The 13,673-nt window shown below is 35.8% G+C and carries 11 protein-coding genes and 1 riboswitch; of the genes, 5 read left to right on the top strand and 6 right to left on the bottom strand.

What is annotated here, in order from left to right; all coding sequences use genetic code 11:
* Positions 1-142: 142 nt before the first annotated feature.
* Entirely contained in the window at positions 143-682 is a 540-nt protein-coding gene (locus tag ACFX4L_RS23365; protein ID WP_377387175.1) for a hypothetical protein, read from the bottom strand.
* Between the two features lie 450 nt (positions 683-1,132).
* On the opposite strand from ACFX4L_RS23365, the gene ACFX4L_RS23370 reads away from it, so the two are divergent.
* Positions 1,133-1,519: a MarR family winged helix-turn-helix transcriptional regulator gene (locus tag ACFX4L_RS23370; RefSeq protein ID WP_283918330.1), complete on the top strand. Its 387-nt coding sequence runs from the start codon at positions 1,133-1,135 to the stop codon at positions 1,517-1,519.
* A gap of 51 nt (positions 1,520-1,570) precedes the next feature.
* Positions 1,571-2,404 (top strand): MBL fold metallo-hydrolase, encoded by an 834-nt coding sequence (locus tag ACFX4L_RS23375; RefSeq protein WP_305161778.1) that lies wholly within the window; start codon positions 1,571-1,573, stop codon positions 2,402-2,404.
* 185 nt (positions 2,405-2,589) lie between these two features.
* Here ACFX4L_RS23375 and ACFX4L_RS23380 read toward each other — a convergent pair whose 3' ends face one another.
* Together ACFX4L_RS23380 and ACFX4L_RS23385 are read right to left on the bottom strand one after the other, a co-directional pair.
* Positions 2,590-3,246 (bottom strand): DJ-1/PfpI family protein, encoded by a 657-nt coding sequence (locus ACFX4L_RS23380; protein ID WP_137020917.1) that lies wholly within the window; start codon positions 3,244-3,246, stop codon positions 2,590-2,592.
* Positions 3,247-3,422: 176 nt separating this feature from the next.
* Positions 3,423-4,019 (bottom strand): TetR/AcrR family transcriptional regulator, encoded by a 597-nt coding sequence (locus ACFX4L_RS23385; RefSeq protein ID WP_377387179.1) that lies wholly within the window; start codon positions 4,017-4,019, stop codon positions 3,423-3,425.
* A gap of 351 nt (positions 4,020-4,370) precedes the next feature.
* Here ACFX4L_RS23385 and ACFX4L_RS23390 point away from each other — a divergent pair, with 351 nt between their 5' ends.
* Positions 4,371-4,709: a DUF192 domain-containing protein gene (locus ACFX4L_RS23390; RefSeq protein WP_377387182.1), complete on the top strand. Its 339-nt coding sequence runs from the start codon at positions 4,371-4,373 to the stop codon at positions 4,707-4,709.
* Positions 4,710-5,305: 596 nt separating this feature from the next.
* Here the strand turns inward: ACFX4L_RS23390 and ACFX4L_RS23395 are convergent.
* Positions 5,306-7,516, bottom strand: a complete 2,211-nt coding sequence (locus ACFX4L_RS23395) for a YhgE/Pip family protein (protein WP_377387189.1) — start codon at positions 7,514-7,516, stop codon at positions 5,306-5,308.
* Positions 7,517-7,869: 353 nt separating this feature from the next.
* On the opposite strand from ACFX4L_RS23395, the gene ACFX4L_RS23400 reads away from it, so the two are divergent.
* The gene (locus ACFX4L_RS23400; protein ID WP_377387185.1) at positions 7,870-8,151 is read left to right on the top strand and encodes a hypothetical protein; all 282 of its coding nucleotides are present in this window, start codon (positions 7,870-7,872) and stop codon (positions 8,149-8,151) included.
* Positions 8,152-8,622: 471 nt separating this feature from the next.
* Here ACFX4L_RS23400 and ACFX4L_RS23405 read toward each other — a convergent pair whose 3' ends face one another.
* Complete coding sequence (locus ACFX4L_RS23405) at positions 8,623-8,745, bottom strand: bacitracin ABC transporter ATP-binding protein (RefSeq protein ID WP_284471188.1); 123 nt, start codon at positions 8,743-8,745, stop codon at positions 8,623-8,625.
* Between the two features lie 147 nt (positions 8,746-8,892).
* Positions 8,893-9,037: riboswitch (cyclic di-AMP (ydaO/yuaA leader) on the top strand.
* A 157-nt stretch (positions 9,038-9,194) separates the two neighbouring features.
* On the opposite strand from ACFX4L_RS23405, the gene ACFX4L_RS23410 reads away from it, so the two are divergent.
* A complete protein-coding gene (locus tag ACFX4L_RS23410) occupies positions 9,195-11,021 on the top strand; it encodes an APC family permease (protein ID WP_284471187.1) in 1,827 nt (608 codons plus the stop codon).
* 271 nt (positions 11,022-11,292) lie between these two features.
* Here ACFX4L_RS23410 and ACFX4L_RS23415 read toward each other — a convergent pair whose 3' ends face one another.
* Entirely contained in the window at positions 11,293-13,200 is a 1,908-nt protein-coding gene (locus tag ACFX4L_RS23415; protein ID WP_377406396.1) for a lectin-like domain-containing protein, read from the bottom strand.
* Positions 13,201-13,673: the final 473 nt, after the last annotated feature.

The raw sequence follows: 13,673 nt of genomic DNA on the forward strand, positions 1-13,673 counted from the left end.
TACCGGCAGGTAAACTACTATGAAAATCTAAGAAAAACGGAGATATCGAGAGGTTTTGCTTTCTTTATTGAGGGAGGATAGTTGAAAAAGAGAATCTCCTCAATTCAAATAAAAAAGGAAGAGGGAAATATCCTTCTTCCTTTTATCGTATGAATATTGATCCACCACTCCATGTAATGTAGAGGCTTCCACTTATAACTTTAACTTTATAATCACTATAACGAGCATGTTCACTCAGGCCGTGATTTCCCTTTTTGACTGAATCTTTTACATAAATAAATGAATTCAAAGAACTGTAAAATGTATACTTACTTTTATACTCATCTTTAGGCCATTGAAATGGTTCCTTTTCATGTATAACATAAGGAAAAGAAAGGTATTCATCACTTTTAATAAAAGTATAGTTTTCGGATAAAATGGAAAACGACCCTAATAAGTAAAGGAAATTAGCAAAAACAACAATATTAAACAAAGTATTTTCTTTCTTTTTATTAAGCTTAATCTTTTTCGATAGTATAGAAATAGAAACAGGCATAGCAATTAAACCAATTAATGCAATCCATTTATCAAAAGGTTCGCCATTCACCCATATTAGTATTCCCATTAATCTCAATAGAACAAAGAGTAACACAAAAGCCGTTAATAATGATGATAGGCCGATGATAAACTTCTTAAATTTCAATGATTTCACCTCTTTGGGATTCTACCATTTTTTTGGTTTTTAGTGAATATAAAGAAAAGACTAAACACAAGTTAAGTAAAATCAGCAGATTTGGATATTTTTAGAAAACATCGAATGAATTACCATCAAGATAACGTAGCCCTGAATAGTTCCTTTACTAATAGTTTGTGAAATATTGTACTTAAACTAACGGGTGCTATAGCTGAAGATCGGAGCTGTCTTTAAGGCAGCTTTTCTTTATGGCACTAACGGGGCAGGATAGTTGAAGAGTGCTGTTTGACCTTTGTTAAACAATCGGGCCATTTAAAGTAATTGGCGAGCTGATCAAAGGTTCCCTTGACAAATAAATAGTTTAACAGCTAAACTAAAGGTATGAATAGGAAAAATTCTGAACAATCAAACAACATATATAGTATGAAAACAGGAAGCCGAAATCTAGGTCGTTTATTTATGCAGCTCCAACGACTTGAACGTCATCCCCGCACCTTTGGAGACGCAGGTCCCTTGACGCCAAGTGAAATTCACACGATTGACGCCATTGGTTACGATGGTGGTATCCTCATGAGTGAACTGGCCACCCGTCTCAGTGTAACGAAAGGTGCGGTTACGCAGATTATCGGACGTTTAGAAAGCAAAGAGCTCGTTAAGCGTTCCCCTCACCCGGATGATTCTAGGGCGGTAATTATCTCACTTACTGAAAAAGGAAAAAGTGCTTACCGAGTCCACGAAGAATTACATCTGAATTTTTACAAAGAGCTTAGCGCTCAATTAGACCAAAAGGAGATCGAAATTTTCGAAAAATGCATTCAAAAGCTAAATGAGTTTTTGCAGAAATAATTTTTTTGAACATATAGTTTATAATCTAAACTACTTTAAGGGGGAGTTTTTATGAAGGTTAAGGCAACAGTTCTTTCTGAAAACAGTGTGTTCAGTAACCTGGGAGCGATTGCGGAACACGGTTGGTCTGTTTTTTTGGAAACGGATCATGGTAATTATCTCTTCGATACTGGTCAAGGTAAAGCACTGCTCAATAACGCGAAAGTATTCAAAAAAGATTTATCCAGTATTAAAGGAATTATACTGAGCCATCATCATATCGATCATACTGGTGGTCTGCTGGCTGCCGTAAAGGCAGTTGAGGCAAAAACAGTTGATGTTTTTGCACATCCTGACCTGTTCAAAGAAGGATATCTTGTTCGGATGGGTTATAAATACATCGGAGTCCCTTTTTCTAGAGTTGACCTTGAAAGCTACGGGGCCAATTTTAAATTCAACACGGAATTTACCGAAATCGCTCCAAATGTTTATCTAACAGGTGAGGTTCCTCGATTATCAGATTTTGAACATGGCGATACCGATATTGTCCAGCAGACGGAAGAAGGTTATATCCAAGATCAGGTTATGGACGATCAGTCCATTATTATCAAAACGGAAAAAGGTTTGTTTGTCATTCTAGGATGTTCTCATGCAGGCATCGTCAATATTCTCAATTATGCAGTCCAAAAGACCGGTGAAAACCGAATTCATACCGTTATCGGCGGCACTCATTTATGGTGCGTAAGCGACGAACAGAAGGAAAAAAGCATTCAAGCGTTGAAAGAATTGAATATTGAACGCCTTGGAGTGTCCCATTGTACCGGCTTCGAGGTAAGCATGAGCTTAGCTCAAGAATTCGGACAAAAGTTCTTTTACTGCAATGTGGGAACAGTTGTAAAAGATTGAAAGGTTTCTTCATTACCACACGAAATTAATGATGCGTGGTTCAATTCAAATAATTCAGGTATACATTTTTGAGTATTCCGAACATCCATATAAACATGTGGCGAGACCCCTATCTAGAATCATAAAGTAACAGGACAAAGGAGAGGATATCATAATCGTCTCCCTCATTCCTATCATATGTTGATTTATAATTCAGGCTCTTGTTTTGCAAGCTCTTGAAGCATCACCCTTAATTGTTCTACCAATGGAGCCGGCGCCTTTTTTGGTGAACCCGAATCAAACGGGGGCATAGGATCGTATTCCAAAAGCAGTTGGACAGATTTACTGATATCTTCCCCCCATTCCCAAGCTATTAGTTGGAGGGCCATGTCGATGCCGGAGGAGACACCTGCGGCTGTAACGATTTTACCTTGGCGAGCCACTCTCTCACCAGTTGGGACTGCACCAAGAGAATGGAGTAGATCATAAGAACCCCAATGGCTGGTTGCCTTCACACCATTTAGCAAACCTGCGGCACTCAAAATCAGAGAGCCGTTACACACTGATGTGGTCCACTTCGTTGTCTCATGTATTTGCCGAATCCAATTTAATGTGTCTTCGTCATTCATGTTAGACTTATAGTTAGGAGGACAACAACCAGGTACGACAAGAATATCAGCTGATGTAACTTCAGAAAAACTCAAATCGGCATGCAAATGCCCCATTTTAGAATCCAGCTTGATTAAACCCCTATCTTTGGCGACAAACTTCACTTCGATACCCTTTACGGCAGCAAATACCTCGTATGGACCAATTGCATCTAGGGCTGTGATCCCATTGTAAAGCATGATTGCGACTTTCATGATGAACACTCCTTTAAACATAGTATTTTGGCTAAATTTCAGGATTGGACCGAACCGGACCGGACCGGACCGGACCGTCCGGTTTATTATACATGCTCATTTAACTTTTTTCATAAATTAATTAGTAATTTTAGTGAACAAAAAAGCTAAAGAACCAAGAGGTATTAGGATTACCCCTAGTTCTTTTCTGAGTAGTGCTGTAAAAGTATACTTATTTGCCCAATGCTATGAAGCATATGTTCATTATTTAAAGACAAGCGACTTGCCATAACGGCGCCTTCTATTGTGGAAAACAAAAAGGATGCTAAAGAATAAGAATCTACATCTTGAAGAAATTCTTTTGAACGAATTCCCTCATCAATGATAGATTGTATGATAATTAAAGTATGATTATGGGCTTCGTCAGCTTTATCATGAAGTTCTGGAAATCCAAAATCAGTTTCTATGGCCGTATTAAGTAGAGGACATCCGCCATCAACAGGTGGATTATTAACAGCATCTTTATAAATATGACACATTGCTATTAATTTATCTGTTGCTGTAACTTTAGATTTTGTAGCTTCAAAAAAATGATTCCAGATAATGCTTACAGAATATTCGAATGAAGCAATAGCAATTTCGTTCTTATTTTCAAATCGTCTATATATTGCTCCTTTTGGTAATCTTGTTGCTTTCATAATATCTTGTATAGAAGTTTGACTGTAGCCTTTTTTATTAAATAAGGCTAAGGAAGTTTGAATAATAAGTTCGCGTGTTTTATCTACCTTATTCATTTATTTTCTCCTTTGTATGTGAATGTAACATTTATTATATCTAAAAATGCAACCTCTGCCTAATAGTCTCTATGGGGGCTAGGTATGGCTAAAACTGTGTATAAAGTTTTAAATTGAATCAAGAAGGAGATTATTCCGTGGATTGGTTTATCAACTTTTTGTGTGAAGTGAAAAGGAGCTTGCCTAGTTATTTTTTTCTTCTTTTTTGCATTTTATCTCCAACTTTCTTTCTTTTTATTATTAGGGGAAAAGACGTTTTTTCGAAAAAAGGAAATTTCAATCTCATGAACTTCTTTTAAAAAGACAGCAATTTTCTTTCCTGCTTATAATAATAATCGAAGGTGAGTGAACATGAAAAATAGTATAAAAACAAAAATGATAAAAATACTCAGTGGTAACAGGGAAACTAGATTACCCGTTCAAGTTGCAGATACTCAAAGAAAAAGAGAAAAGGGCTTAATGTTTGTTGGAAAATTACCCGAAAATGAGGGGATGTTATTTGTGTATTCGGAAAAAATATATGGTGGCTTTTGGATGAAAAACACATTCATTCCTTCATCTATTGCTTTTATTGATTCAGATGGGGAAATTCTAAAAATACTTGATATGGAGCCTTGTAAAGAGGATAAATGTTGTCCTACCTATGATCCAGAACTTTCTTATCATTATGCAATTGAGGTGAATCTTTGATGGTTTGAAAAGAATCAAATCAAAGAAGGGGATTATGTAAAGTTTGATTGAATTGATCTCACCTCACCACTAGTTCTTAGAGGTGAGGTGATTTTTCAATGGATATTTATGTTAATATTACTGAAAAAATTGTGAAGAAATGTACTTAAACTAACAGGTGCTTTAGTTCATTAACAGGGGTTGCTGCGGCAGCCTTTTTGTATGAAAACATATTCGTGAAAGGCCATACTAAAATAAGTCCACCATATTCTAATTTAGCTAAAGGCAGGTTAGTTCAACAGTGCTGTTTGATCTTTGTTCAACAATAGGGCCCTTTAATTGAATAAGGGTCACAGAAATGATCAATCAAACTTTTATATAAAAGAACGATTCAATTGAATATATTAAGAGCGTGTTTTGAACATTCTTTTTTTTTCAAAACACGCTCTTTCTTTTTGTTCGTGTATCAAGATTATTAGTATCAATTTGATCAAACATTATTCTAAAGCAACTGAGTCATTAGTAAAATATGAAAAAAGTAATAGTATCAGTATGTCCAAGATTTAGAGATTAATTGCAATTGTCTTGAAGTTTTTGCACCAGAACCAAAGATTTGCTTAAGCGGCAGAGATGCTTTTTTTATGTCTTAATTGAAGAACAAAAAATAAGTAAGTACCAGCATTCAAGACAAATCCAAACACGGCTAACATTAGCGCATAGCTCCATACATCATGTAGATCATTTCCAATCGAGATAAGATCCCGAAATCCTTTTATAGCATACGTCATTGGAAGGAATGCATGTATGTGTTGATAAAATGGAGGTGCTAACGCTATAGGGAATGTACCTGAGCTACCGCCAATTTGCAATAAGAGTAGAATGAATCCAATAATCTGTCCTATTTTTCCAAAAATGGTGCAGAGCATTTGCGCCAAAGATAGGAAAGTAAGACTCGTCAAAATTGTAAATAGATATAAGCCCCATGCATTTTTAACTTCTAGACCCATCCCCTGGATAAGTATAGTAACTGCTAGAATGGATTGAATCAAACTAACCACAATAACAACACTGTGCTTACTGAGGAACCAAGAAGCCCCGGATGTTGGTTCTAACGGTGTTTCTTTAAGTTGATAACTAGAAGAGAAAATTAATGCACTAGCCATCAAACCAATAGACAAAATATAAGGAATTAAGCCAGCTCCATATTCATTTACCTCACTGATTTTGTGTGGTTCCAACTTTATTGGATTAGACAACATGTCGTAATTTTTATCATTCATTTTCAATTCATTCGCTTTTGTAGCACCAGATTGTAACGAAGAATGTAATTGACCTGTTCCGTCAGATAGATGGGAAGATCCCTTATATATTGATGCGGAACCATCTGCAAGTTTTTGAGAGTCTTCACTAAACTGATTGGCACTAGAGTTAAGTTTTTCAATCCCTTTTGCAAATTGATTGCTTGCATTGTCCATTTTTAATATACTGTCGGAAACAGCGCGAGTTCCATCTGTTAATTTGTTAGCACCACTATGTGCTTCGGCTAACATTTTGTTAAATGTCCCTAGATTTGAACTAAGGGTATGTTGCCCTTCAGCCAATTTATTAGCGCCTTCATACATCGATAGTTGTCCTTTTGCAAACAGATCAAGTTGACTCTGCACTTGCTGTGAATTTTGTGAAACGGTTAACATCGTAGACTCGAATTCCGTAATTTCTTGTTTTAAATCATCTGCAGTGGAAAGAGACATGAAAGTATCCAAATTCAAAAGCAACTGTTGTTTTTCTTCCTCAGAAAGACTTTTGCTTTTAAGGATAATCCTTTTTTGTTCTTTAACTAGTTGGTTCTGCCCTTGAAGGATTTGTTGTAAGGAGTTCAGTTGACTAATCATTTCAGGCTGTCTTTCATATATATCCCCCAACGCGATTAATAGTGGGTCAACTTTGTCTTGAATTTCAATTGTACCTTGGTGTGCCTGCTGTAGGTTTCTTTTAAGATCATTAGCTCCTTGTTCTAATTGTTTAGAACCTTTGGCGAGATTTTCACCAGTTTTGTTAAGGACACCCAAGCCATTTTCTAAATTATCCATACCACTATTAAGTGTTTGAACCCCGTTAGACAATTGACCAATTTCCGTTTGAAATTGTTGAGTTCCATTGCGTAAACTTTGTGTACCATCTTTAAATAAGACGGTACCAGCAGCTAAACTCTGCAAATGGTCTTGTAGTGTTTTGGAGGAATTTGTAATTTTGTTGGCAGCCTGGTCTATTTTATTCGCTCCTTCAGCTGCTTTTTGTAAATGCTCGCCTACTTCATTTAAACTATTAAATAATGTGACTGCATATTGTTTTGTGATAGAATTTGATATTTTCTCATTGATTTTACTAATTCCAGAGGTTGCTATCTTTGATGCAGTATAGTTTTTCCCCGGATTTGTGTAATATCTCAGGCCCATTTTACTAGGATGTTTATCTAACAAGGTAGCTCCATTTTTAGAGAAATCATTTGGAATTTCGACTACCATGTAAAAATCTTCATTTTTTAATCCTTTAAACGCTTCTTTACTATTGGTAAATTTCCATTTAAACGAGTGATTCTGTTTCAAATCATGAACCAAATCTTTTCCTAACTGTAAATTCTGCCCAGAAAATTTTGATCCCAGATCTTCATTTACTACTGCAATTGGAAGATCTCCAGTTTTAGAATAAGGATTTCTAAAAGCGGATAGAAAAATGCTGCTATAGAGCAACGGTACAAAAAGAATGACTATCAATGTTAACCCAGTTTTGCGATGGCTGAAAATATTTTTCCACTCGCCTCTTATCATATTCAATTATATTATCCCCCATTGTTTCTAGTACTAAATATATTTTGTAGGACCCTAATTTCATAGCTAATTTTACTATAAGATGTCCTTGGGTGTTAGACTTCATTTTTCCATTTTTAATAATTTTTTTAATTCGCCCAATTCACCGTCTGGAAACGATTAGCCCACGTTTACATGTTCCGGAAGCTGCTCATTATGTATATGATTTTACCGTGAACTTAAATTCAAGGGTGATGAAATCCTGCGATTCAGCGAGTATTGGTGAGAAAGTCGTATAAACTGAGGGAGTTGAAGAAGGATTTTGTTTTTACGTTAAACTGTATACAGTTTAACGGTTTTAGGAGGTGAAAATGATGAAACGTGCGATAGGAATTTTTCTTACTCTTTCATCTTTACTAACATACTTAATAGTAGACATGCTTTATGACCCTGTTAAGAATACAATAACAACAACAGATATGAATTCAGGAGTTACAACAGTAACAGTACATTATCAATATCCTTTGATGTTTTGGGTAATTTGTGTCATTTTAATAATTACTTTTATTCTTGGGATTTACTTTATTCTAGCAAAGGAAAAGCAATATGAGGAATGTCCACTCTGTGATACTCCAGAATATACTAGAAATAAGTGAATCGAACTCCCATGAAAATTAAAAAAGCACAAAATCCAGAAAAAACCACAATAAAATAGACCCAGTAAAAACGCTTTTAAAAAAAAGGCTGAGCCTTATGAGTGATCTGATTGAGTTTGGTAAATCGTTAAACAAAAACCTCCAATTATAGAAAATTAAGTAGAGGCTAGCGCGACGACCAAAAAAGGATTAATCTCCCATGAGTGCTACCCATAAAGGGCGCGACAGTCGGTGGTACACCGTGGTCATCGGAGTCAGACTAACGGATGGGCTCAAAGGCACCATAGTTCAAAGGCCTTCTTCGCCAGCCATTAAAACATTATCGACATAGAGACCAATTTTCATTCTCTGTGGTGAAGCGCTGATTTTTGCGCTTCATGAATGGCTAACGGGGCAGTTTAATGAAAAAGTGAGGACATACACAATGGTATGAGTTCAATATCTAAAGGTACTTTCTTGTGGACTTATATTCTAATCATTGTTTATGGGTTCTGCAATTTGTTCTTTTGTGGGACCTCCATATTGCTGGTTAATGTCTTTAGCTAACTCATCTAAAAATTCATCAGATAAAAAGGGACTATTATCTTTGAACATGTAAATCCTCCTTTCGTGTTAGAAATCAAAAATACTAAAGCATGAACTAATATGTACTACTAACATTTCCGTTATCCTCGGTTTTAATCTTTTACATAAAATTCATTTACATTCTCTGAACACAGGAGTATTATAATCACAGTTCAAATTTCTAAATCGCTGAAACCATTAGGTACGGGGGAACCATTTTTGTGGGTTGTTACTTAACCCAAGGGGTGAATCCTTTCAAGGTAGGGCTACTCAAAGGTCCGAATCCGACAGCTAACCTCGTAAGCGTTAAATGAGAAGGAAGGTGGAACTTGTGACACACGAAAAGTGATGTGCCTACAGGTCTATTAAATATGACTTGTAGGCACTTTTTTATGCATGTAAAATTATTTCTTTTTTGAGTAATTACTATTGATAAGGGTAAAAATTAACCAATAGATATATTAGGCGGTGCGTGATTAATGATTCCATTCATAAAAAGGCTTTTAATTGGACGACCTTTGAAATCCAATGAATTAGGAGAACAGAAACTTAACAAAACGAAAGCATTAGCAATCCTTTCTTCTGATGCTCTATCATCAGTGGCATATGGTCCTGAACAAATTTTGATAGTATTGATTACGTTAGGTGCAGCAGCATTTTGGTATTCAATTCCTATCGCAGTTGGTGTATTAATTCTTTTAACAGCTCTCATATTGTCTTATAGGCAAATCATCTTTGCTTATCCTCATGGCGGTGGAGCGTATGTGGTTTCAAAGAGCAATTTAGGTGTAAATCCAGGCTTAATAGCTGGAGGATCCCTATTGGTAGACTACATACTAACTGTTGCTGTAAGTGTGTCTGCTGGGACCGATGCTTTAACATCTGCCTTTCCCACTTTACATAACTATAATGTGGTAATTGCCATTGTATTTGTAATTCTTATTACAATTTTGAATTTAAGAGGAGTAACGGAGTCTGCTTCAATATTAGCCTACCCCGTTTACTTATTCGTTTTTGCGTTGTTTATATTAATTGGTGTGGGTATTTATAATATTCTAACTGGAGGAGTTTCTCCTGAATTACACACCCCAATAGGTACACCTGTGGCGGGAATCAGTTTGTTTATTCTTTTAAGGGCGTTTGCTTCAGGAAGTTCGGCCTTAACAGGGGTTGAAGCCATATCGAATGCTATTCCTAACTTTAAAGACCCAGCTCCAAATAATGCGGCTAAAACATTAATGGCAATGGGAACCTTGCTTGCCATACTGTTTTCAGGAATCGTATTTTTAGCCTATTATTATGGCATTTCTCCAAGTGGAGAGGTAACCGTTGTTTCCCAAATTGCCGAAGAAACTTTCGGACGGAATTTCATGTACTTCTTTATTCAAGGAACTACAGCATTGATATTAATCCTTGCTGCGAACACTGGTTATTCGGCTTTCCCGTTGTTGGCAGTGAATCTTGCAAAGGATAAGTTTATTCCAAGGATGTTTCTAGTTAGAGGGGACCGATTAGGATATTCAAATGGCATCATCATCCTTGGTATTGCTTCAATACTTTTAATTGTTGCTTTTCAGGCAGAAACAGAGCATCTAATCCCACTTTATGCAGTTGGAGTTTTTATTCCATTTACATTGTCCCAAACAGGAATGATGGCTAAATGGATTCGTGAGAAGCCTCAGGGGTGGCTTCCAAAACTAATAGTTAATACGATTGGTGCTGTTATTAGTTTCACGGTCACAATGATGTTCTTTTTAACAAAATTCTCACAGGTTTGGTCAATCCTAATTTTTCTACCTATCATTGTCCTTCTCTTCCATCGAATTAAAAAGCATTATGAAGCTGTTGGAGACCAACTTAGGCTTACAACTTGTGAACCATCTGTGACCATTGACGGTAATGTTATGATAGTGCCTGTTGCTGGCATGACTCATGTTGTAGAGAATACCTTAAATTATGCTAAATCTCTTTCTCCTGAACAAATTATTGCTGTGTATGTTGCATTTGAAAGAGAAGACGAGAAGAAGTTTGAAGAACAATGGAAGAAATGGCAACCTGATGTAAGACTGGTGACACTGCACTCTCATTACAGAAGTATCATCAACCCACTTACCAAATTTGTTGATACTGTAGAGCATAAAGCAAGGGAAGGGAATTATCGGGTAACGGTTGTCATTCCACAATTTATTCCCAAAAAAGGCTGGCACAATATTCTTCACAATCAATCAAGTTTTCTTATTAAGGCCTTCTTACTGTATCGGAGAAACGTGGTAGTAACAACTGTACCTTATCATTTGAAAAAATAAAAAAGGAGGACTTCAATTTATGTATTTCTTAATAAATTAAGTATTAAACGGAGCTATTAAGCTTCTTCTACTTGAACTAACGGGTGCTTTACTTCAATAAGGGAGTTGCTTTGACAGCTCTTTTTTTATGGAGCTAACGGTGAAGAAAACTTGAAGAAACACAGAGGTGATAAATCTCTGTGTTTCTTCTTTTTTAATATATTTATTAAAACCAATTTTTATATTTTTAGGCACGTTTTCTAAGTCTATTACTAAATAAACTTTACAATTCTTACTTTGTAGGCTCTACAATTATTTTAATTCCACCTATCCATCCTGCTAAAAAGTTTTCAATAACTATTATTGGCTTTTTGTAGGGTTCAATTTTTGTTGGTATAAATGGATTACTTGTTAACTTTCTGTATCCTTTTTGTATTTGCTCCGCACCAAGTAACCTTGTATTTAGAATTTCTTGACTTTCTCCACTAGCAGAATCAGGTTTTAGTGATACTTTAACAATATGGTGTGCCACAGTTCCTTCATCTTCTGGTTTAACATATACTGTAATTTGATAAGAGATATTGTTTTCCAACTCCACTTGTTTGTATATGGCTACATGTTTATCTGAAAAAAATACCCATTTTCCATTTAAAGCATTTTCTTCATCTTCTTCTAGGATAATTGATTCACCAGAGAAGAATTTCCATCCTTTCGGATCACCATTCTCCCATCCATCATCAATAACAGGTACCATAACGATAATTGTTTTTTCGTCACTTTCTTCATAACTATTTAATACTTTATATGTGACATGGTATTCACCCGGTTTTGAGGTATCAACATTATTAGATTCTACAGTAACTTTATCTGTTATATCTCCATCTATTGGATCTGTTGCTTTGAGTCCAATTGGTTCATAGTTTAACGGATCAAATGCTGTGCCTATTTCAATATCAACATCATATGCCTCTATAGTTGGTTTTGTATATACAGTGACTTCTATTGTTTTTTCGTCACTTTTTTCATAACTATTTAGTACTTTATATGTGACATGGTATTTACCCGGTTTCGAGGTATCAACATTATTAGATTCTATAGTAATTTTATCTGTTATATCTCCATCTATTGGATCAGTTGCTTTGAGTTCAATTGGTTCATAGTTTAATGGATCAAATGCTAAGTCTTTCTTAATCGCCACATTATGTGCAGCTATGGTTGGTTTCGTATATACTACGACTTCTATTGTCTTTTCATCACTTTCTTCATAACTATTTAATACTTTATATGTGACACGATATGCACCTGGTTTAGATGTATCTACGTTATTAAATTCTACAGTAATTTTATCTGTTATATCTCCATCTATTTCATCAGTTGCTTTAAGTCCAATTGGTTCATAGTTTAACGGATCAAATGCTGTGCCTATTTCAATATCAACAGGATTTGCCTCTATAGTTGGTTTTGTAAAGTATGCTTCAAACAAAGTAACTCCGATCTGATGCTTGTTATTAGCAGCCCCTGTAGCTGAACCGATAACAAAAGTGTATTTCTGATTTAAATCAAATGCAGGATTTAATAACTCCCATGTTTGATATCTTGGACTAGCAGATCTAGTAGTATCATCATTGTTTTTCTCTTGAAGCCTTGCTGTTAGCTTGTTGTTACGCGCATCCCAATTAATAGTTAGAATCCTCCACTTACTATTCGGTGCAGGTATTCTTTGCATAGGCGCTAAGGCTGTTAAGTAGCTTGTATTTCGATTTGTACTTACAAATCCCGCATGTGTTCCATTCATTTGACCATGCCCAAATGAATCACCTGTTTCATCTGAAGAGGCTTTCCAATACGTATCTATCTCAAACCCTATCCCATTTGGTGCTCCTAGAATCCCTAAGCCTCCGCCCATTGAACCAATAAAACCAATTGATCCTCTATGAAACGCTATAGCAATACCATCAGCTCCACTGCCTTTAGATCCTAGGTATATATCTGCTACGAGAGTAAAATCGTGTCTCATATCAAATGCAGTTTTTCCAGCAATTGCACCTGCTTGAGAATTTATTGCTTCTGTTAAGGTTGTAATGTTAGTATTAGGGTCAAATTTAGCAGAGCCATTTATGCTACATATGTCACGAATATCAAGATATTGACTTTTTTGCTCCTTTTTTTCCACGACAGATTTAGAATCCATAGTTCCCATGGGCCTTCTTCCCTTCATAAAGGATTATTTGAATGTTTTACGAAAATTCATCCTTTTTCATGGAGAATTTAAGGGTAGAGAAATAAAATTACGCTTTAATATTAAATGTCATTTCCTAACTCCTTTTAAAAGCATATTTTGGAAAAGCACACTTGAATAATAACATGTTTTTTGTAAAAAAATAGCAAAAAATATAAAATTAGGAAAAATTACTCAACCTGGGACATTTGATACTTCTATTTTTACAGAGGTTCGAGGTGAGCCAGGTAAAAACCGCCACCACCTCTTGCAACTAAAGGGTGCATTAGCTGAAGATCGGAGCTTTCTTTAAGGCAGCATTTTCTTGTGGAACTAAAGGGTGCGTGTGCGGCCGAGCCTAGGTCGTATCATATAGCAGGTGGGATTCCCGTCGAGTAAGAACTAGCCATTCGCTCGTAGCGAGTCTTGGAGGGCTAAAGGTAACTTTAGTCTTT

The organism is Peribacillus sp. YIM B13482, from assembly GCF_042787975.1.
Classification (GTDB): domain Bacteria; phylum Bacillota; class Bacilli; order Bacillales; family DSM-1321; genus Peribacillus; species Peribacillus simplex_A.